The sequence below is a fragment of the Nocardioides sp. TRM66260-LWL genome (assembly GCF_020075545.1).
Classification (GTDB): Bacteria; Actinomycetota; Actinomycetes; order Propionibacteriales; family Nocardioidaceae; genus Nocardioides.
This window is the reverse complement of record NZ_JAIQZK010000001.1, coordinates 702,535-722,478: the sequence shown is the minus strand read 5'-3', so window position 1 is coordinate 722,478 and position 19,944 is coordinate 702,535. Positions and strand designations below refer to the sequence as shown.

Here is a 19,944-nt window from a genome sequence, read left to right as displayed (position 1 = left end):
TCTCGCGGTCGGTGTGAGGTCGGTCAGGTGGTGAAGCGGAGCATCGAGGGGGCGACGAGGATCGCCATGAAGACGACGCCAAGCAGACTGGCGGGGATGTACATGCGCTCGGAGGTGGCGTTGGCCTTGCCGACCTCGGCGCTGAGCATCGCCGAGCGGAGTGCGGCTGCGCGGGCCCGGAGATTGTTGTAGATCTGGGCTCCGTCCTGGCCGGACTGCTGCATGATGTCGGCGAGGTCGTCGAGCTCGGGGACGCCGAGCTCGTCGGCCAGACGGTGCAGGGAGTCCCACGGTGCGCGGGTCATGTAGCGGGCGCGGCGCAGCTCGCTCTCGATCCGCTTGAACACCCAGGTGTCGCCGACCTCGGCGGCCGAGCGCAGCGCCTGCTGGCCGCTGGAGCCGTCGCGGACGCCGGTGGCGACCATGTCGATGTAGGCGCCGAGGGCGCGGTTGAACTCGATGCGCGCCTTCTTGGCGTCATCGGTGGCGTTGTAGTTGGGCATGAACCAGAACAGGGCGGCCAGGGCCAGCGAGCCGAGCGTGGGGATCGCGAACGGCAGCGGGAGACCGATCATCGTGAAGAACGCGGCCAGCAGCGGCGGCATGATCAGGCCGAGCATCGCCCAGACGACCTTCTCGCCGTAGAACCGGGTCTCGCTGATCTGCAGGAGCGCCAGGTCCTTGCGGGGCGTGTGTGCCCAGGCACCACCGGGCAGGTTCTTCATCGCCCACAGACCGATCCGGTCGACGGCCGATCCAGTGTCGGTTGCGGCGTCGTCGAGGCCGTGGGCGGTGCGGCGAGGGACGACGTGGTCGGGCGAGAGACGGTCCAGGGCATCGACCAGATCAGGGTCAGACGGCGCGAGACGCCACACGAGCAGGGCGAGGGCCAGCCCGAGGAGGGCACCGCTGGCGAGGGCAATCTGCAGGCCGGTCATGCGAGTGCTTCTTGGTTCTCGACCGGTGCCGTGCGCTGGGCGGCACGGTGCGCGTTGCGGGCCGGGAGGTCGAGGAACCTCGGGAGCGGCTTGGCGACCGCCATCCGGCGCATCCACAGCAGCGTGGCCACGTAGGCGGAGAGAAGGACGGCGAGGATGACCTGGCCCAGCGGTGTCCCGTAGGGCTCGATGTAGTCGCCGGTGAAGGCGAGCATGCCGAGCATCCCGAGGGTGATCACGGTGACGGTGCGGGCGGTGGTGCGGGGCTTGGCCTGGTCGGCGGCGATCTGGCGGCGGGCGCGCACGTCTGAGGCGACGGTCTCGGCCAGGGCGTCCAGGGCCTTCGACAGACCGGCCTGGCCACGGCCGCTGGCGGCCAGGATCAGCTGGCTGGCCACGACGTCGCCGGTGGAGTCGTTGAGGTCCTCGGCGAAGGCTCGTAGCACGACCTCGGTGGTCGTGGTGTTGTCCCACAGCCGGGAGACCATCAGTCCGACCTCGCGCTCGATCGGCGCCGGCGCGGACTGCAGGGACTTGATCAGCGCCGAGCGCAGGGACTGGCCGGCGGTCAGCTTGCCTGAGAGGGACCGCGTCCACTCCTCGAGCGCCTCAAGCTTCTCGATGCTGGCGGCCGCCGGCGGAGGCGTGAGTAGCAGCGGGATACCGATGATCCCGGCCGGGACGAGCACGATCGCGATCACCCAGCCGGTCACCAACGCGACCAGGAGACCGGCCACGGAACCGCCGCCCATCAGCATCCGGGTGCGCCGATCGAGCCGGACGAACCACTTCCCCAGCCGCCCGAACGGGGTGAGGGCCCGCACCGGCCGCGGCGGCTTCGGGGGCGCCGGGATCAGCGCGTAGACCATCCCGATCAGGCCGATGACGATGAGGGCGCCGAAGACGGCGGGCAGGAACGCTGACGATGCGGTACTCATGAGGTGGCCACCCCCGGGTTGGCCTGGGACTCGGCCGTGTACGCCTCGAGGTCGAATCCGTGGCGGGCCAGCTCCTGGGCGAGGAAGTTGTCGAGCTTGCCGGTCGCGACGGCCTGGCCGAGCTGGTTGGGCGCGAAGATCGGGGTGGTGGCGTATCCCCTGGCGGCGTCGATGCTGGGCTGGACGACCAGGACCTCCTCGACCCAGCGCTGCTTGCGGAAGGTGCCGTCGGGGTTGGGGATGACCTCCGAGCGCAGGTAGATCACGATGTCGATCGCGGCGGCGAGCTTGCTGATGGCCAGCTCGCGGGTGACCTGGGGGCCCTTTTCCATGGCGCAGGAGACGAGCTTCTCGATGGTGTGCTCGGCGCTGCGGGCGTGGGTGGTGCTGATCGAGCCCGGGCCGGACTCCATGGCCTTGAGCATGTTCCAGACCTCGGGGCCGCGGACCTCGCCGACGATCTGGCGGGCGAGGTTGAACCGGAAGGAGTGGTGGATGGCCTCCTCGAGGCTGAACTCGCCGGCTTGGCGGCCGTCGATGCCGACCTCGCCGGATCCGGGGCGGTGCTCCCAGGCGTGGACGATCTTGTGCCGGTCGACGAGCTCGTGCAGGTGCAGCTCGAACTCGGTCTCGAAGGTGCCGATCATCTCCCAGGGCGGGATGCACGAAGCCAGGGCGCGGACCCAGGTGGTCTTGCCGCTGCCTTGGACGCCGGAGACGACGATGCTCTTGCCGGCGCGCACGCAGCCGGCGGCGAAGTCGGCAAGGACCGGGCTGCAGGCCTTGCGGTCGTAGACCATCTCGTCCATCGACACCTCGCGCATGCCGTGGCGCCGGATCACGACCGAGGTGTAGGCCATCACCCAGGAGCCGGCCGCGAGCCGCGCTCCCCCGGGCAGCCGGAGGTCCAGGTGCGGGCGGGCCTCGGTGAAGGGCCGGTTCTGCCGGGCTCCGAGGTCGGCGAGGAACTCGCGCAGATCGCCCTCGGAGTCGGCGATCGGGGCGGCCTCGACCAGGGTTCCGTCGAGCAGCTCCAGCCACACCGAGCAGACGGGGCCGCGGGCGATGACGATGATGTTCTCGACGTCCTCGCGCTCGACCAGGGGCTGCAGGCGGCCGAGGCCGAACAGGGCGGCGCGGAGGGCGGACTTGAGTGCCTTCTCCTGGCCGGTCGTCCATGGCGGCCGACCGGTGGAGACCAGCGTCTCGGCCTCGGACTTGATGAACTCCTCGATGACGTCGAGGCCCATCTGCTCGCGGTCCTCCTCGGTGACCCGGCCACCCTCCTTGTCGAGCCGGGCGGTCAGTCGCGTCGAGATCTCCGCGCGGTACTGCGCGATCAGCTCCCAGTCCAGCTCGACCTCCCGTGAATCAGCGCCATCCGCGTCGTGGCTGTGGTCCTCCGCCGGCGTCACCAGCGGGCGCAGGCTGAACTCCGAGCGAGCGCGACCCTCCCGTGCCGCTGCGTGCTGCTCGCTAGTCCACTCACCGGCGAAGATCGGCAGAGAGGTCGGGTCGTGCTCCTCGACGACCGGCGGCGGAGGCGGCGGCGTGCCGTTGGCGCCGCGGCCGCGGGCGAACGGTGAGGTCTGCTCGCGGGTCGCGGCGTGGCGTGCTTCAAGCCACTCGTCGGCGCGCAGCGGGTCACGGCCGTTGGTCCCCGAGCTGTCTGGGTGGTGTCCGTTGGTGCTCATGTGTGGCCTCCGTTCGTGGGAGCGAGGGCGGCCTGGTTGGCGCCGAGGATGGAACCGATCGCCGCGGCGCTGGCTCGGTAGCCGCGCAGCAGTCCAGAGGACTCGAACTTGCGTGGCTTGCGGGCGCCGTGGGAGTAGACCTCGGCCACCTCGGGCTCCCAGTCCACGGAAGAGACCACGGGGATCTGCAGGGCCTTGGCGATGTGGCGTGCGGTGTAGGGGCGGACGCGGGCTCCGGTGGGCACCGTGGGCCAGCGCCGTTCCTCGTCGACGAGGAGGACCCCGAGACGAGACAGGCCACCGACCGCGGCGAACTGTCCTCGCAGGGTCTTGGCCCAGCTGGTGGCGCCGGCCAGTGCCGGCAGCGAACTGCGGATGACGAGCAGGGTCAGGTCGGAGACGGCGATGAGCGGCTGGGGCCAGCCGGCGACCCCGAGCCGGCCGGCGTCGACGATGACGTCCTGGCCGTTGCGCTCGAGGGCGCGCAGCTGCTCGGTGAGCGGATCCCACAGGGGCATCAGGCTGGGGGCCTGCTCGTGGGACCGGATACCGGGCAGGAACCAGGCCGAGCGCTCGGCCGGCGCTTCGGGGTCCAGCAGCAGCGTCTCGCGGGGCAATGCGTCGGCCAGTCCTCCCTCACGCAGGGAGAGGGCGAGGTTGATCAGGCCGCCCGTCGGCTGCTGGGCGCCCTGGAAGTAGCCGGCGAAGACCGAGGAGGATCCGGTCGGGTCGGCGTCGACCAGCAGCACGGGTCTGTGCCAGTTGAGGGTGAGCCCAAGCGCCGTGGTGGACACGCCGGGCGAACCGCTCGCGGAGGCCAGGACGATCAGCGCCACGCCTCAGCGCTCCCGAGCGTCCAGGACGAGCGCGACCCGTCCGGTGGCGGCGCGGGCCGCAAGGTCGGCGGCCTCGGCTTCGGGCACCGAGACGTCGACGACGGTCTCCCCCGTCTCTTCGACCCGGCTAACTCCAACGACGGTGGCCTCTATCGTGACCGGCTCCTTGTCGGTGATCTCGCCCTGATCGCCGGGCGTGGTGACGATCCGGACGACGTCGCCGCCGTAGAGCGGCTCTGACGGCATCTGGGCGGGAGTCAGGCTGATGCCCACCAAGGACGCCCCATCCCCCGGCACCAGATTGTCGGCCACTGCCTGCTCGGTGAGCAGCGTGCCGGCCCACAGTTCGACGGCGGCGCGGCTGCCCTCGAGCTCGGCCTTCCGGCTGCCGGGGACCGGGGTGAGCGCCGGGTCGACGCTGACCCGCACGACGGCGAGGTCGCCTGCCTCGATGGTCTCACCTCGCTTGATGTCGTTGCTGACGACCAGGACCTCTTGGGTGTCGTTAACCGAGGTGAACGCGAACGCGCTCCCCAGGCCGCCGGCAGCGACAAGGGCCGTGCAGAGTGCCAGGACCCAGCGCCTGCGGCGGCGCCTCAGCCGTGGGAAATGGTTGTGGCCGGGAGGCGCCTTGATACTGGCGCCAACCTCGTCCCGTGCTTGTTGAGCAGCGTTCATCGACATGGATCCCCGAGTCCTCTCCTGCCTCGATCACCTACGTACCAAGACGCGCTGGGAGCGGTCATCACCAACCCGAATCTACAGAAACACACTAGTGCACTTCTATCGAACGAATCGCTATCCACAGCTGACCGATTCCGAGATGTCATCGCCCGAGTCCTGACCGGAAGTGGTTGCGTGGCCCAGTCCCCCCGATGGGATTGAGCGTTGGCACGCACCGAACATCCAGGTCCATGGGACCACAGATCATGCGGACTTTTCGGTACGAATTTCCCCTTGTGGATTACGCACAGTCTCGGAGCGACCGCTCATCTGCAGCGCTAGAGCTGCCCGCGCCGCAGACGCTGCTCTCGGGCTTCCTGGAAGGCCGCGACGACGACGTCAATGGTGTCCGCTAACGCACGGGCGAGGCTGTCACGCTGCGTGGCTGCTGGGAGTCGGGTCCAACGGCCTTGCTCCCAGGCGTAGTAGGTCGGCACAGCCACGTTGACGGCCGCAGCCAGCTCGGGCACCGTCAGCCCGGCCTTCAAACGAAGTGCCCTGAGATCAGGAACTTCACCATCCATGTGAATGAGACGAAGGGTCGGGATGTCGAGGGCTCTAGCAAGCTTCACCAAGAAATCCGGCCGAGGGACCGACGCGCCCAGCTCCCAACGAGATATGCGCTCCCCACCAGCGGCACCAACGAGACGCGCCAACTCATGCTGGGTCAAGCCTGCCTTCTCGCGAGCGGCGCGCAGCACTGAGGGGTCAATTCCGGAAACCATCGCTGACAGACACTAGTCGCAGCATGAGGGAGCTGTCGTCGCGAGTGATCCTCTCGGTCACCCGTGGCACGTCCCTGCCGAACCTCTAAATGGTCAACGGTCCTACGGCGACTTGTTTCAGTAGGTGTCTGGCCTAGGCTCCGTGAGGTGAAGGAGTTTTGGATCTACGCAGCCTTGCGCGTAGGACTTTTTGTCGGCGCGTTCTGCATCGTGTTCGGGGCGTGGTTCATGATCGACGAAAACGTGAACCTGCTGCTTGTCCTCGTCCTCGCCTTCCTCGTTAGCGGGCTCGCGTCGTACGTCGTCCTCGCACGTCAGCGGAACGCTCTTGCCGTGAAGGTTGAGCAGCGCGCTGGGCGGATGACCGAGAAGTACGAGGAGGTGCGGTCCAAGGAAGACAGCTCCGCGGACTGACCCCCGGGTCACCAGCACGGAGCTGGGGTGCCGCTTCTTCGTGGGGCTGTGGGTGCCGCAGCGAACAACCACAGAATTGGCTGGGGAAGGGACCTCGGCCGGCTCCGGGGGGACTGAATGGTCCGTCCAGTTCAGCTCCGCACGGTCTCTGCCGAATCAGATGGCGTGGCCGCAACAGTCGATTCCAAAACGTTGCGCTCCGCTCGCGCACAGCTGCAACCGCGGACGGTGAGTTCGACGTCGTCGGTGCCGTCGTCGGTGCCGTCGTCGGTGCCGTCCGGGGAGCGCCACCCGTCGGGTGCCGGCGAGAAGAAGTCCCGCCGCGGTGGTCGGCCGGTGGAGGACCTCGAGTGGCTGCGAGGGCGACACTCGTTGAGTGACCTGAAAGTGCGGTTCCCGGCTGTATGGGAACGGGTGCATCACGATGTCGCCCAGGTGGTTGCTCGGAACGACGAGGAGGAGATCAAGGCCTACATCCTCGAGGCGTCCCGTCCTGCGCAGAACCTCCCTGGCAGTCGAGTGCGCCCCGCCCGCGAGCGCGTCAGGGCCGAGGCACAGCGACAGATGACGGTCCATCTCCTCAAGCACGCGATCGTACGGTCCTCGACTGGCGTCTCCGAGGGTCGGATTCGGTTCAACCTCATCAATGGATTCGTTGCCCAGAAGCTGCTGTTCAAGCGCGACTTGGAGCGTAAGCCTGTCGCGCTTGGGTTGTTCCGGCTGGTGTGGCCCATGCTCTCCCAGCGGCGGCTCTTGATGCCGTTGGTTCAGCCCAAGGGCATCTGGTGCTTCTACTCCTCTAGGCTGGTTTCCCGCCTCGCGGAGCTGATCGGCGACCGGCCGTGTCTCGAGATCGCGGCCGGTGACGGAACCCTGGCACGGTTCTTGACCGAGGCGGGCGTGGATGTCACCGCGACCGACAACTACAGCTGGAACGACACCATCACCTTTCCCGGTGCCGTTCTTCGCCAAGATGCCCGGGCGGCGTTGCGGGAGCACCAGCCGAAGGTCGTGATCTGCTCCTGGCCCCCGGCCGGCAACGACTTCGAGAAGCACGTGTTCGCCACCCCCAGCGTGGAGCTCTACATCGTGATCTCGTCCACCAGCGAGCTCAGTACCGGGAACTGGACGTCCTATCGACAGCAGCAGACCTTCGACTTCTCCATGGAGGAGACTCTCAGCGGAATGGTCCTGCCGCCCGAGGTGGGACACGGGGTTTACATCTTCAAACGGCGTCCGATTCCCCAGCGGGATGGGGGCCACGAAGCCTCGGAGCGAGGGTAGAAGTCACCGGCGGTGCATTTCCTGTGGAGACCGGGCCCGCCCGGACCGCACTGATCAGGTCGGGCTGAGGCCGATCTCGGTCGTGAAGTTGTCTCCCACGAAGACCAGGCGCCGGTCGTGCGTGACCCCCGGGAGTGCCTCGAGGTAGTGCTTCCAGGCCAACCTTGCCGGCGATCGGATCGGGTGCAGAGGCGGGCGTAGACGCACGTCAGGCGTTGCCGAAGTGCCCACTCCCGTGTCGCTCCAGGTCGATTGAAGGCCGACCTGGAGCGTTCATTGGGTTACGAACTCGACGAAGTAGCTGTCGAGGACCTGGTCGGGGTAGAGGCGAGTGAGTTCGTCGGTCAGCGCGGCCTTCAGTTGGTCGCGTTCCTTGGCGTCGTCGACGGCTGAGAGAGGCAGTCCGGAGAATCGGGTGATCGTGGCGTCGAGCGCTTGTGATCCGTCGACTTCCTTGATGCCCTCAGCGAGTTGGAGGGCGATGCCGATCCTCAAGTACCTGCCGGCGGCCAGGTTCAGCTGCACGGGTTCGAGGACCATCACTTCGCCGGGCTCTGGCTCCCTGTCCTTACCTGGCTGGAACTTGAGCCAGGCGACTCCGCCTGCAGCGGTGAGCACACAGATCAGGGCTATCCACCTGGTCAGACCTTTGCCGCTGCGCTGGGGCTGGGGACTTTTCGGCGGCCCAGAACTCGTATCGGTTGGTGTTTGGGGCATCGGCTACTCCTGGGCTTGGCTGATCTTCTGCCCTGTGTATTCGGCGCCGCGCGCCCCATTCATGAGGTTATCTACTATGAAGAATAGGAGGCGGGCCGCTCGGCCTCCCACACCACGGTGCGGCTCGCCTCTGCTCGGACGTCGCCCCTTGGGACCGATCAACCAGGTGTCGTGTCGTCGCCGGCGAGGGGTCGGGGTCGGGCGGTGGGGTGCGCCCGAGCGCGATCCCCAGGGCGACTGCGACGCACATGACGAGCAACTCGACGCCGGCGAGGGCGGTGAATCGGCGGCGAGCTCGAGCAGTCCAGGTCGGCGTCTTGTCGACGAGTGGTCGGCAGTGGAGGAAGCCGACGGCTCCCAGCACGAGCAGCAGAGTTGCTTTGGCTGCGATCACGGCACCGTAGGGGGAGCTCAGCGCGGACCAGGAGCCGAGTCGGAGCATCGCGCTGACCACACCAGACAGGGCCACCAGCGCCAGGCAGCAGGTCGCGGTGACTGAGTATCGGCGGAGCACCGCGTGTCGGTAGCGTCCGATCTGGTCTTGAAGGAATCCGAAGGCCGCCAGTCCTCCGAACCAGATGCTCACGGCGACGAGGTGGGAGAACAGCAGGAGTACGGACTGCTGGTGGTTGGCGTCGGTGGAAGCGTGGCCGGTGGTTGCGATGGGCCACAGGGCCGCGAGCGAGCCGAGGAGGACTGCTACCTCGGTGCCGTCAACCTTTCGAGCGACGAGGCAGCCAACGGCGACGGCAGTGATCATGGCGGTGCCGATCAGGTTGGCCTGACCGAGCTCGACGCTCCGGAGGTAGGTCGGCATCGTGGACCACAGGCTGGGCTCGAGGACTGGGATGCCGGCCGTGTCGGAGTAGGTGAGCACGAGGACCGCCGCGCTGGCGATCGCCCACACCCCGGCGCCAATGGTCGCCGCCGTGATGCCCCGAGCTCGTGCCTCGGCCAGGCGAGGGCGTGCGCGAGCGTCGTCCGGCAATAGGACTGCCACGACGAACAACAGACCGATCGTGGCCGCCGCCGAGAGGTCGCGAACTCCCCGCGCGACGGGAAGCCCCCAACGCGTGATCGCGCCGGCGTCCGGTAGGCCCAGGCCCAGGGCGGGCTGAGGATCTGTCACGGTCAGGACGGCCAAAGCCACACCGCCGATCAAGATGGAGCCGACCAACGTTGCAAGAGCGGCCGACCGGTGCGTCACCCCGCTGCTCCTTCGCCCTACCGACTCCTACGACCCCAGGGCCCCTAGCCGACCGTCGGCTACATTTCGGGCTCCGCCGTCTACTAACTCCTATAGTAGTTGGAGACTGCAGCTGGATGCTTGTCGCCCACGCGGATCGATTCGCTGGGAGCTCGGGAGCGGGTTGAGGATCGCAGTACCGGGCGTCGGCGCAGAGCCTTGGTGTCAGCCGACTCGGTTGCTGGGTGGGCCGGTCTCGCGTGGCTGGTGGCAGAGTGAGAGGTAGTCTCGTTGATCCTCGAGGAGGAATCCCGTTGCAAGTTGAGTTGCTGTATTTCAGCGGGTGCCCGAACTGGCAGGTTGCCGACGACCGGCTGATGGAGGCGCTGACCGTGCTGGGTCGCGCCGACATCGTCGTTGAGCGGCGCCCGATCGAGACACTCGCTGAGGCCGAGGAGGTCGGCTTGGTGGGGTCGCCGACGATCCGGATCGACGGGATCGATCCGTTCGCGACCGGTCAGGAGCTGGTTGGCCTCGCGTGCCGCGTCTACGCCACACCGGCGGGCCTCCGGGGGGCGCCGGACACGGCGCAACTGGTGGAGGTGTTGGCGTGAAGCGGGTCTTGCTCGTGGCCGTCGGTGGCTACCTGCTCATTGCGGTCGGGAACCGGGTCGCCGAACATTTCGGTGCGATGAGATGCGGCTGCTCGGAGGACTGCTGGTGTCACCGTCGAGGCTTGAGTCTGTTCCGGTGGGTGTTCCCGTGGGGGCACCGCTCGGCGCACTCGGCTGAGGTGAAGGCGGACCTCAATGTGCCGTGATGGGCGCAGGCCGCAAGCGGCCTCTTCCGGCGAGCGCGTAAGGGAACGTCACCAACAGCCAGACGAGCACGGAGCTAACCGAGACCAGGATCAGACGGGGCGGCGCATGACGAGGGACGCGACCCGGTTCCAGATCAGCCGGTCCGCCCGTGGGCGGCCCGCCGCCGGGTCGGCCGTTTGCGGATGGGTGCGAAGCGAACAGGTCAGGAGCACATCCTGTTCCCGCTCGTCCTCATCATGTTTTGCCTCGTCATCCCGATTGGAGGCGGTTCTTTCGGCCTGTAGTTAGCAAGGTCCACGGGCGCCCATCAGCGCCCGGTGTTGGCGGCAGCAACTGACTGCGCCTCCGTGTCGCTGACGCGTTGCTCGCCTGGTCGGCCCCCAATCGGGCCACGTCCTCCTGCTGGTGGAGCCGGCCCAAGAGACGGAATCAGAGGAGCGCGGTGCGCCAGTAGTACCAGAACTGCTCGAGGATCAGTCCAACAACGATCAGGATGAGGACCATGAGGCCAAACAGGTGCCAGTCGCGCAGGACGCGAACGACGGGCGAGCCTGCCACTCGTCCTCCCAGTACACCGGCGGTGGCATTGCGGAGGCTGACGTACCAGAACATCGGCACGACGACTGCCCACACCGCCATGCAGTAGGGACAGAGTGCTCCGATGCGGTAGAGGCTCTGGAAGATCAGCCATCCGACGAACACCATGCCGAGGGTGACTCCCGCCTGTAGCCCGAGCCAGTACCAGCGGGCAGGGCGTGCGCCGGCCAGGAGGATCGCTCCGGTGGCGATGAGGACCGGGAACGCCACGACGCCGAGCAGCGGGTTGGGAAAGCCGAAGAGCTCGGCCTGCGGCGTCTTCATGACGGAGCCGCAGTTGAGGACGGGGTTGAGGCTGCAGGTCGGGGTGTAGTTGGCGTCGGTGAGCAGTGCGATCTTCTCCAGGACCAGGGAGAAGGCGGCAGTGAGACCGACGGCACCGCCGACCAGGAGCAAGACGGCGAGTGCCCGGTTGGCTGTCGGCGTCGCGACGGTCTCGGGGGTGTCGCCAGGGCTCATCGGCAGCCGGTTCACTTTGCGAGTGCGTCCTCGATGGCCTTCTCGAAGTCCGCGACGGAGGAAGGCCTGAGCAGCTCACCGTCGAGGTAGAAGGTGGGTGTTCCCTGGAGGCCGAGCGCGGTTCCGTCGTCGACGTCGCGCTGCACGCGCGAGGCAACCTCGGCCGAGGAGTAGTCGGTGTCGTAGGTCGTCATGTCGAGCCCGAGCTCCACGGCGAAGCTGCGGAAGAGGTCGTCGAGCGGCTCCTGCTTCTCCCCCCACTCGGCCTGGGACTCATACATCTTGGAGTACATCTCGAGGAACTTGCCCTGCCGGGCAGCGGACTCGACCGCGCGGGCAGCTCGCCCCGAGTTGAAGTGGCCCGGCAGCGGGAAGTAGCGGGCGACGAAGGTGACCCGGTCGCCGTACTTTTCGCGCAGCTGCTCGACGATCGGGTACGCGGCGCGACACGCCTCGCACTCGAAGTCGAGGAACTCGACGAAGGTGACGTCGGTGCTCCCCTTGTCTCCCAGGATCCGGCTGTCGGCACGGACCAGCCGGCTGTCCGTCCGCCCGCCTGGGGCGTCGGACCCGGGGCTCGCCTCGTCCCGACCTGCCGTCATCAGCAGAACCGCCACCGCGATCACGAAAACCCCAACCAGGGCCAGGGACATCTTCACCTGGGTCTTCACAGTGCACCCTTCGATCGACAGCTACTAGGGCGCATCGTAGATGGCGGTTGGTTGCGGACTCAGCGCTCCACAAGACCCAAGCCCGGCACGAACCGTCCAACTCGGGCGCAGTACGCGGGATAGTTCTCGTCGTGCTGTCGCCTGAGGTACGGCTCTTCGACGACTCGCACCTGCAACTCGATAGCGAACACCAGGAGCAGCCAACCGACGACGGCAACGATGTTCGGCACGACCAGCACCAGACCTGCACCGGTCGCGACCATCGCCGTGAAGATGGGATTGCGGACAACCCGGAATGGACCCGACATCACGAGCTCGGTCCGTTCCCCCTCGTCGACCCCCACCCTCCAGCTGTCCCCCATGGCCATCTGCGTGAGCAGGGTGCCGCCGATGGCGAGGAGCGCCAAGGCCATGCCACCCGCCGCTAGGAAGTCATGGTCAAGAGCGGCGAGATCGGCCAGCCCCAGGATGCCGGCAACCGGTCCCAGGGCGCCGAGGAGCAAGGCGGCGCCAAACAAGATCCCAGCCCACCACTCCGCCGAGCCGGTCCGTCCGCTCAGCCCACGGAAACCGGAGTCACCGGTACGACGCACCTGGAGCCAGGTCCGGATCCCGAAGCCGACAACCAGGTAGACAGCAAACAAAGAAAGCGCGCCATATGGCGATAGTATCGACATACCACGATGATAGATGCCGGCGGGACCGTCTGGTCAAGAGCGACCCCCGGACGAGAGGTGCTCGGCGGCGATGCGCCAGCCCTGCGATCCCTGCGCCGTACACTCGCCGGCCTAGATGGGGGTCTGCCAGTTGGCGACCACTCCCTGGAGGCGCGTCATCAGCTCCAACCACAGGCCGCTGACCTGGAGCGCCCCCAGGGCGACCATCGCCATCCCGCCGAGCAGCATGACGCGGTTGGCGTGCTTTCGAGCCCAGCTGAGTCGATCCATGACTCGCGCTACCGAGAAGGCCGCCACCACGAACGGGATCCCGAGTCCGATGCTGTAGGCGAAGGACAGCAAAGCTCCCCTTTCTGCGCCCGCCGAGGATGTGGCGAGAGTGAGCACCGCGGCGAGGGTCGGGCCGATGCACGGGGTCCAGCCGAGCCCGAACATGACGCCGAGCAGCGGGGCTCCAGCCAGTCCAACGCGCGGTCGATAGGTGAGCCGGAAACTGCGGCCGGCCAGCGGGACTCTCCAGAGCAGCCCGCTGAACACCAGGCCGAAGATGATCGTGACGACCCCCAGCGCCCGAACCAGGGCCTCTTGATGCTCGATCAGCAATCCGCCCAGGGCGCCGAAGAGCGCGCCGTAGCTAGTGAAGACCGCAGCGAAGCCGAGCACGAACAGGACGGCGCCCAGCATGGTGCGCCGCCCACTTCGCCGGGCCTCCCCGGCCCCCGACGCTCCAGGCATCCCCGGCCCTACTCCCGCGACGGAGCGCTTGTCGAGTTGCTCTGCGCCGGACATACCGGTGACGTACGAGAGGTAGCCGGGCACCAGGGGCAGGCAGCAGGGCGAGAGGAAGGACACCAGCCCTGCTGCAGCGGCGAGCCCCACGGCGAGGAGGAGGGGGCCGTCCATGACGATGTCGGTGGCATTCATGTGTCTGTGGTTGTCCCCGGCGTCCGTGTCGAGCAGTGCGGACTTCGGCCCGCGCATCTACTATCGAGCATAGGATAAGTGTTGTTGTAGTCGGCGCGATCGGGAGGAGCAACAGGCCATGAAGGGTCTCGGCGAGCTGGAGGCGCAGGTGATGGAGATCCTGTGGTCGGCCGAATCTGCACTCGCGGTGCGACAGGTACTTGACGCGCTGCCCCAGGATCGGAACCGGGCGTACACGACGGTGATGACCGTGCTCGACAACCTCCACCGCAAGGACTTCGTGCATCGCGAACGCGTCGGCCGGGCGTGGCACTACAGGCCCGCCACGTCGCGCGATGCCCATGTCGCGGGCCTGATGTCAGAGGCGCTCGACACCGGCGGCGATCGGACCGCCGCATTGGTCCACTTCGTGGAACAGCTGCCTCCCGAGGAGGCCGCCGAGCTTCGGGCCTTGCTGGACCGCTCTCGCGAATGACGCGGACTCCATGTTGACGGGACCACGCCACCTGTCGCTATTATCGCCGCATGACGATGCATAGTGAGGGTGTTGCCACCCCGGCCGACGAGGTGAGCGAGGTGGACGAGCACGCCGCAGCGATCGCCGCGTCCTGCCTGTTCCGCGCAATGGGCGACCCGTCGCGGGTCGCGATCGTGCGTCACCTCCTGCTGGGCGAGCACAACGTCGCCGAGCTCACCTCGCACCTCGGACTGGCCCAGTCCACCGTCTCCAAGCACCTTGCCTGCCTGCGCGACTGCGGACTGGTCGAGTCGAGGCCGGTGGGTCGCTCCTCCGTCTTCACCCTGACCCAGCCCGGCGCCGTCGTGAAGGTCTTCGCCGCGACTGAAGAACTCCTTTCGGCCACCGGCGACGCCGTGGTCCTGTGCCCCAGCTCCGGCATCGGAGCCACGGCATGACCACCGCCGGCTCGCCCAACGCCGGCGTGACAGGTAGCGGCGTGACCGGCGGCGGCGCCTGGGCGGCGCTGGACGCGGACCGCCGCCGACGACTGATGCGACGAGCACAGCTGCTGGCAGCTGCTTCGGTGACCTACAACGTCATCGAGGCAGTCATCGCCGTGACAGCCGGCCTGGTAGCCGGCTCCGTCGCGCTCGTCGGCTTCGGGCTCGACTCGGTCGTCGAGGTCAGCAGCGGCCTGGTCATCCTCTGGCAGTTCCGGCACCCGCTGCCCGAGTCCCGCGAGCGTCAGGCACTTCGCCTGATGGCCCTCAGCTTCTTCGCGCTCGCCGGCTACGTCACCTTCGAGTCGCTGCGTGCACTCGTCGGCGGCAACGCCCCGGACACCTCGACGGTCGGCATCGCCCTGGCTGCGCTGTCGCTGGCGATCATGCCGTTCCTGTCGTGGGCACAACGCCGCACCGGCCGAGAGCTCGGCTCCGGCGCGGTCGTCGCCGACTCCACGCAGACCCTGTTGTGCACCTACCTGTCCGCAGTTTTGCTCGCCGGACTTCTGCTCAACGCCCTCCTGGGGTGGTCCTGGGCAGACCCGCTGGCCGGCCTGGTGATCGCCGCTGTTGCGCTTCGCGAGGGCATCGAGGCCTGGCGCGGAGAGGGATGCGCCTGCGGTCCCGCGCACACCGGCGAGCTCCCTGCTGCGCAATCCGCGCGCCTCGAGCACCCCGCGGCCGCGTCAGCGCCGCAGGATGCACCAGTCGACGACGGGTGTGGCACATCTTGCTGCCAGCCTGCCTCGACTGTCCCCCTCACCCTTGGACGGAGTGGAAACTGATGGGCGTCGGACACGGACACGGACACGGCCAAGGCGCCGCTCAGGGCCACGCCGGTGGCCGACACCGGTGGCGGCTCGGGCTCTCCTTCGGCCTCGTCGGCTCGTTCTTCGGCGTCGAGCTCGTCACCGGCCTCTGGTCGGGATCGCTGGCCCTGCTGTCCGACGCCGGCCACATGGCCGCCGACGTCGTCGCGCTCGGCGCCGCACTCGCTGCCACCCGGATCGCCACGATGAAGGACCGCACGGGCCGCAAGACATTCGGCTCCTACCGAGCAGAGGTCTTCGCGTCCGGCCTGACCGTGCTCCTCATGCTCGGCGCCGGCGCATACGTCGCAATCGAGGGCCTGCGCCGGATCGGGCAGAGCGTCGAGCTCGAGTCCGGCGCAGTGATGGTCGTCGGCACCATCGGGTTGCTGATCAACATCGCTGCCCTGATGCTGCTGCGCGGCGGAGCCGGCGAAAGCCTCAACGTCAAGGGGGCCTACCTCGAGGTGGTCGCCGACACCGTCGGTTCCGTCGGGGTCATCGCTGCGGGCCTGATGGTGGCCCTCACCGGCAGCGTGTGGTGGGACACCGGCATCGCCCTTGCGATCGCCGCGTTCGTCGTCGTCCGCGCCGTGATGCTGGGCCGAGAGGTGCTGACCGTGCTCGGCCAGCACGCACCGGCCGGCATGGATCCCGCCGAGGTCGAGGCAACGCTCATTGGCGTTGACGGGGTGGACGAGGTCCACGACCTGCATCTGTGGACGCTGACGTCGGGCATGAACGTCGCCACAGCGCACCTGGTCGCGGCCCCCGGGTCGTCGCCCGCGGTCCTCGTCGCCGCCCAAGCGGCTCTGCGTGATCGGTACGGCGTCGAGCACGCCACCTTGCAGGTCGAATCGGATGCCACGGCGTGCACGGAGCTGTCATGGTGACAGGCCAGGGCGTCGTCCGATGACCGCGGCGCTCGCTCTGCTGGCCTTCGCCGCCCTGGTCCGAATATCGGCGCTTCGGGTCTTGCCCGGTGCAGCCTGGCCGCGGCGCGCGCCCCGCTTGGGCGTCGTCGCCTGGCAGGCAGTGACCCTCGCCGTGCCGGCGTCGGTGATCCTGGCCGGGCTCGCGCTCGCCGTCCCCGTGCTTCCCGTCGCCGCAGAGGACATGTCCGATGTTCTCGGTGCCTGCGCGGTGCTGCTGCGCGAGCACTATGAAACCCCTGGCGGCTTCGTCGTCGGCTTCTTCGGGTTGCTGGGAGCGGTGGCGCTCTCAGCGCGCTGGGGATTCAGCGTGGCGGGTGAACTGCGGACGGTGCACCGTCATCGGGCTCGCCAGCGTGACGGCTTCGCTCTCGTCAGCAGGCGAGACGTGCTGAGCGGCACGTGGGTGGTCGACGACGAGCGGCCCGCGGTCTTCTGCATCCCCGGCCATCCCGCCCGCGTGGTAGTCACCACCGGCGCACTGAGCGTTCTCACCCCACAGCAGCGGGTTCTAGCGCTCGCCCACGAGAAGGCGCACCTCACCGGTCGCCACCACCTGGCGCTGACTCTGGCCGCTGCCGCCCGACGGGCCCACCCCCGCAGCCGCCTGTTCGCTGTCGCCGAGGCAGAGACCGCGATGCTGGTGGAGATGCATGCTGACGACCGTGCGGCCGTTGCGTCGGATCGCCCGCAGCTGGCCGCCGCGCTGGTGAAGCTGGCAGCGGGTCCGCAGCCGGTGGGGACGATGGCGATCAACGGGGGGCCCGCGATTCAACGTGTTCAGCGTCTGTTGACCACCGGTCCGGCGCTGACGCAGCATCAGCGGTGGTCGATCCGTCTGACGGCGCTCACCTTGATGCTCGCGCCGGTCTTGATCGCTGCCGCGCCGGCGCTGGAGGCGGCGCTCCTCGACTACTGTCGGCTGCCGATCCACACCTGACCCCGGGCTACCGGGCGGGCTGTCGGCCTGTTGTCCGGCTCAGCTGGGCTCGGTATCGGCTGACCGGGATCGGCCGGCCGAGCTCAGGTAGGCGTTGTACTGCGACAGCGCCTGGTCGTTGTCGCGGTCGGCTTGGCGATCAAGGCGCTTGGCCTCTCGGTGGTCGTCGCGTACCCAGGACCACACCACGGCGACCGCGAGAATCGCGAGCGGGTATTCGCCGAGGCCCCAGCCCAGCGAGGCCCCGAGGTATTGGTCTGCCTGTGGACTGCGGCCCCATGGGCGCTCGAGGGAGGTGAACCAGTCTCCAGCGAGGAGCTGGGTTGCGCTCATCAGGGAGATCGAGAACAGCGCATGGAACCCGAACACGACCATCACCAGCAGCACGCGCAACGGATAGATGGGTCGCTTGGGTCCGGGATCGACGCCGCAGATGACGTTGGCGAACAGATAGCCGGCGAAGAGGAAGTGCGCCGTCATCAGTAGATGCATGGTGTGTCCGCGCAGCGAGGACTCGAACGCGGAGGAGTAGTAGAAGGCGATCATGCCGACCACGAACATGGTTGCCGCGACGATCGGGTTCCCGAGCAGACGCGCTGGCCAGGAGTGGACCGCGAGCAGTAGCCATTCGCGGGCACCGCGCGAGCCGTCGTCGCGGCGCACGAGGGCCCGGAGTCCGAGCGTTACCGGTGCGCCGAGCACGAGGAAGCTCGGCACGGCGGTCGCGACCGTCATGTGCTGCACCATGTGCATGCTGAAGAGCACGTCTCCATAAGCTCCGGGTGGACCGCTCGTTGCCCACAGCAACGTGAAGCAGCCGAATAGCCAGGCGATCGTACGGCCGGTCGACCAGCGGTCGCCCCTGCGACGCAGCCGCCGCACCCCCAGCAGGTAGATCACCGCGGCAGCGACGGCAGTCGGAGCCCAGAAGGAGTCGATGCGCCACACGTTGAACCATTGGGCCAGCCCGAGCGGTGGGGGCATGGCGTGGCCGAGGAGCTCCTCAGTAGGCGTGGGCACCGCCGAGGCTGCGGCCCCGGGCGGCGGCGTGCGGCCCAACGCGGCACCGGCGCCGGCCGCGACGGCGAGGAGGAGGATCTCGGCCACCGCTATCACGGTGAAGGCACGACGATCTCCCGTGTCCTGCAGCCGGGTGAGCAGCCGTGAGCGCTGCCACCAGCCAGCGAGGCCGAGGAGTCCGAAGACGACAACCTTCACGCTGAGGATCGCCCCGTAGGAGCTGGCGAGGTCGGCAAGTTGGGGAACGCGGAGCAGCGCAGCCGCGGTGCCGGAGACCGCGATGGCAAGGAAGCACCATCCGGCGATCCTGGAGTAGCGACGTGCAGCGACGGAGAGGTCGAGACCGGGATCGCGGCGTACCCAGAGCAGTGCGACCAGTCCGCCGAACCACAGCCCGATACCGAGCACGTGGAGGAACTGGAGGTTGACCGCGAGATCGTGATTGGCATCGGAGGCGGCGTGACCGGTCAGTGCCACCGTCCACAGGGCGGCGACCGTCAGGAGGGCCGCCCCGGCGAGCCCGGTCGTCGTACGTGCAGACAGGGCGATGAACGTGACGACGGCGGCGAGGGCAACGTTCCAGCCGAGGTACTCCCCCGCGTCCATCTCAGAGATGAAGAACCTCAGCTGCTGCATCGTCGTAGATGAAGGTTCGATGCCGGCGATGTCGGCGAAGCTCAGCACCAGCTGGATGCAACCCGAGACCAACCACATCGTGCCCGTGGCGACCGCCAGCCAGGCGAGTCGAAGCTGAGAGGCCGCCAGCAGACCGGTCTTCTTGCCGGGCAGGATCAGCACAGCCACCGTGAGAGCACCGAGGGTGAGGAGCATCGCGGTGTCGCGTACTGCTCGGCTGGCGGGTAGTCCCCACCGGGTGAGGGCGCCGGGATCCGGGAGCCCGACCGCTGATGCCTGCGGCATCGCCCCGGTCACGATCAGCAACGAGACTGCCACTCCGCCTGCAACGGTGACGGCGGCTGCTGGGACCAGGGCGGTGAGCCCGGCACGTGCGACGCGTCCGTCGGGGGTGCTCATTCCTCTTCTTTCCGGCGGGTCAGCCAGACAAGCACCGCAGTGACGCCCATCGCGGCGATCAGGCCGATCAGGATCGTGGCGAGCGTCTGGCTGCCGCCGCCGGTGGAACGAGACGGCCCGGGGTCAGCAGTAGGGCCAGGGCTGTCGGCAGACGAGGGCTGACTCGGAGTCTGGGTCGAGGAGGACTCAGGTGCCTGATCGGTCTCGCCGGTCGTACCCGGCCCTGATGAGGCTGACGACGATGACGTCGAAGAAGGCCCCGGGGACGGCTCAGACGTGGCAGACGGATCCGGTGCAGCGGCGCGGACCTTGAAGTCGACGGTTCCGTCGATCGGGTGGCCATCGGCTGAGGTGACCCGATAGGCAATCCGCCAGCGGTCCGCGTCGCTGGTCTGAAGATCCGCGGGCACGGCGGCAGTCACCTTGGGGCCCTTCACGGTGACCTCGACCGAGGTCGGCTGGCCACCCGAGACGGGGGTGAGGGTGACTGCGGCGAACTCCGGGGCGATGTTCTGGTTGAAGGTCAGCTGGAGCTGTGTCGGCATCTGATCGAGCACCTGGTCCTGAGCGGGGTTCGAGGAGGCGAGCTCGCTGTGTGCTGTCGCTGGTGACGCGCTGGCGACCAACAGCAGGAAGGTGGC

At 68.1% G+C, this 19,944-nt stretch carries 22 protein-coding genes; 8 read left to right on the top strand and 14 right to left on the bottom strand.

Annotated elements, in window-relative coordinates:
* Window positions 1-23: 23 nt before the first annotated feature.
* The 6 genes from K8Z61_RS03435 to K8Z61_RS03410 form a co-directional block, all read right to left on the bottom strand.
* A complete protein-coding gene (locus K8Z61_RS03435) occupies window positions 24-938 on the bottom strand; it encodes a type II secretion system F family protein (protein WP_224126659.1) in 915 nt (304 codons plus the stop codon).
* Window positions 935-1,876, bottom strand: a complete 942-nt coding sequence (locus K8Z61_RS03430) for a type II secretion system F family protein (protein WP_224126658.1) — start codon at window positions 1,874-1,876, stop codon at window positions 935-937. Before K8Z61_RS03430 ends, K8Z61_RS03435 begins: the two co-directional genes overlap by 4 nt.
* Entirely contained in the window at window positions 1,873-3,570 is a 1,698-nt protein-coding gene (locus tag K8Z61_RS03425) for a CpaF family protein (RefSeq protein WP_224126657.1), read from the bottom strand. Before K8Z61_RS03425 ends, K8Z61_RS03430 begins: the two co-directional genes overlap by 4 nt.
* A complete protein-coding gene (locus K8Z61_RS03420) occupies window positions 3,567-4,406 on the bottom strand; it encodes a ParA family protein (protein WP_224126656.1) in 840 nt (279 codons plus the stop codon). The genes K8Z61_RS03425 and K8Z61_RS03420 overlap by 4 nt, the downstream gene beginning before the upstream one ends.
* Before the next feature lie 3 nt (window positions 4,407-4,409).
* Window positions 4,410-5,090, bottom strand: a complete 681-nt coding sequence (locus K8Z61_RS03415; RefSeq protein WP_224126655.1) for an SAF domain-containing protein — start codon at window positions 5,088-5,090, stop codon at window positions 4,410-4,412.
* Window positions 5,091-5,407: 317 nt separating this feature from the next.
* Window positions 5,408-5,854, bottom strand: coding sequence for a helix-turn-helix transcriptional regulator (locus K8Z61_RS03410; RefSeq protein ID WP_224126654.1), 447 nt, complete (start codon window positions 5,852-5,854; stop codon window positions 5,408-5,410).
* Between the two features lie 147 nt (window positions 5,855-6,001).
* Between K8Z61_RS03410 and K8Z61_RS03405 the strand changes: the two genes are divergently transcribed.
* Together K8Z61_RS03405 and K8Z61_RS03400 are read left to right on the top strand one after the other, a co-directional pair.
* Window positions 6,002-6,268 (top strand): DUF4229 domain-containing protein, encoded by a 267-nt coding sequence (locus K8Z61_RS03405; RefSeq protein WP_224126653.1) that lies wholly within the window; start codon window positions 6,002-6,004, stop codon window positions 6,266-6,268.
* 228 nt (window positions 6,269-6,496) lie between these two features.
* Window positions 6,497-7,552, top strand: coding sequence for a hypothetical protein (locus tag K8Z61_RS03400; protein ID WP_224126652.1), 1,056 nt, complete (start codon window positions 6,497-6,499; stop codon window positions 7,550-7,552).
* A 273-nt stretch (window positions 7,553-7,825) separates the two neighbouring features.
* Here the strand turns inward: K8Z61_RS03400 and fliL are convergent, their stop codons facing one another.
* A complete protein-coding gene (gene fliL, locus K8Z61_RS03395; protein ID WP_224126651.1) occupies window positions 7,826-8,170 on the bottom strand; it encodes a flagellar basal body-associated protein FliL in 345 nt (114 codons plus the stop codon).
* Between the two features lie 166 nt (window positions 8,171-8,336).
* Entirely contained in the window at window positions 8,337-9,476 is a 1,140-nt protein-coding gene (locus K8Z61_RS19215; RefSeq protein ID WP_224126650.1) for a copper resistance D family protein, read from the bottom strand.
* Window positions 9,477-9,769: 293 nt separating this feature from the next.
* Here K8Z61_RS19215 and K8Z61_RS03385 point away from each other — a divergent pair, with 293 nt between their 5' ends.
* Window positions 9,770-10,069 carry a thioredoxin family protein gene (locus tag K8Z61_RS03385; protein WP_224126649.1) on the top strand — a complete coding sequence of 100 codons (300 nt, stop codon included), beginning with the start codon at window positions 9,770-9,772 and terminating at the stop codon, window positions 10,067-10,069.
* 636 nt (window positions 10,070-10,705) lie between these two features.
* On the opposite strand, the gene K8Z61_RS03380 is transcribed toward K8Z61_RS03385, so the two are convergent.
* The 4 genes from K8Z61_RS03380 to K8Z61_RS03365 all read right to left on the bottom strand — a co-directional run bounded on the left by K8Z61_RS03380 (window position 10,706) and on the right by K8Z61_RS03365 (window position 13,604).
* On the bottom strand, window positions 10,706-11,347 hold the full coding sequence (locus K8Z61_RS03380; protein ID WP_224126648.1) for a vitamin K epoxide reductase family protein: 642 nt from the start codon (window positions 11,345-11,347) through the stop codon (window positions 10,706-10,708).
* Entirely contained in the window at window positions 11,344-11,985 is a 642-nt protein-coding gene (locus K8Z61_RS03375; protein WP_224126647.1) for a thioredoxin domain-containing protein, read from the bottom strand. The genes K8Z61_RS03380 and K8Z61_RS03375 overlap by 4 nt, the downstream gene beginning before the upstream one ends.
* 77 nt (window positions 11,986-12,062) lie before the next feature.
* Window positions 12,063-12,680, bottom strand: coding sequence for an isoprenylcysteine carboxylmethyltransferase family protein (locus K8Z61_RS03370; protein ID WP_224126646.1), 618 nt, complete (start codon window positions 12,678-12,680; stop codon window positions 12,063-12,065).
* 111 nt (window positions 12,681-12,791) lie between these two features.
* Window positions 12,792-13,604 carry a cytochrome c biogenesis CcdA family protein gene (locus tag K8Z61_RS03365; RefSeq protein ID WP_224126645.1) on the bottom strand — a complete coding sequence of 271 codons (813 nt, stop codon included), beginning with the start codon at window positions 13,602-13,604 and terminating at the stop codon, window positions 12,792-12,794.
* A gap of 118 nt (window positions 13,605-13,722) precedes the next feature.
* Between K8Z61_RS03365 and K8Z61_RS03360 the strand changes: the two genes are divergently transcribed.
* The 5 genes from K8Z61_RS03360 to K8Z61_RS03340 are packed head-to-tail and all read left to right on the top strand — an operon-like array spanning window position 13,723 to window position 17,248.
* On the top strand, window positions 13,723-14,079 hold the full coding sequence (locus tag K8Z61_RS03360) for a BlaI/MecI/CopY family transcriptional regulator (RefSeq protein WP_224126644.1): 357 nt from the start codon (window positions 13,723-13,725) through the stop codon (window positions 14,077-14,079).
* Window positions 14,080-14,129: 50 nt separating this feature from the next.
* A complete protein-coding gene (locus K8Z61_RS03355) occupies window positions 14,130-14,519 on the top strand; it encodes a helix-turn-helix transcriptional regulator (RefSeq protein ID WP_224126643.1) in 390 nt (129 codons plus the stop codon).
* Window positions 14,516-15,352: a cation transporter gene (locus tag K8Z61_RS03350; RefSeq protein WP_308116739.1), complete on the top strand. Its 837-nt coding sequence runs from the start codon at window positions 14,516-14,518 to the stop codon at window positions 15,350-15,352. Before K8Z61_RS03355 ends, K8Z61_RS03350 begins: the two co-directional genes overlap by 4 nt.
* On the top strand, window positions 15,352-16,269 hold the full coding sequence (locus tag K8Z61_RS03345) for a cation diffusion facilitator family transporter (protein WP_224126642.1): 918 nt from the start codon (window positions 15,352-15,354) through the stop codon (window positions 16,267-16,269). The genes K8Z61_RS03350 and K8Z61_RS03345 overlap by 1 nt, the downstream gene beginning before the upstream one ends.
* Window positions 16,270-16,288: 19 nt before the next feature.
* Complete coding sequence (locus tag K8Z61_RS03340; RefSeq protein ID WP_224126641.1) at window positions 16,289-17,248, top strand: M48 family metalloprotease; 960 nt, start codon at window positions 16,289-16,291, stop codon at window positions 17,246-17,248.
* Window positions 17,249-17,287: 39 nt separating this feature from the next.
* On the opposite strand, the gene K8Z61_RS03335 is transcribed toward K8Z61_RS03340, so the two are convergent.
* Window positions 17,288-19,303 (bottom strand): cytochrome c oxidase assembly protein, encoded by a 2,016-nt coding sequence (locus K8Z61_RS03335; RefSeq protein WP_224126640.1) that lies wholly within the window; start codon window positions 19,301-19,303, stop codon window positions 17,288-17,290.
* Window positions 19,300-19,929: a copper resistance CopC family protein gene (locus tag K8Z61_RS03330; protein ID WP_224126639.1), complete on the bottom strand. Its 630-nt coding sequence runs from the start codon at window positions 19,927-19,929 to the stop codon at window positions 19,300-19,302. Before K8Z61_RS03330 ends, K8Z61_RS03335 begins: the two co-directional genes overlap by 4 nt.
* Window positions 19,930-19,944: the final 15 nt, after the last annotated feature.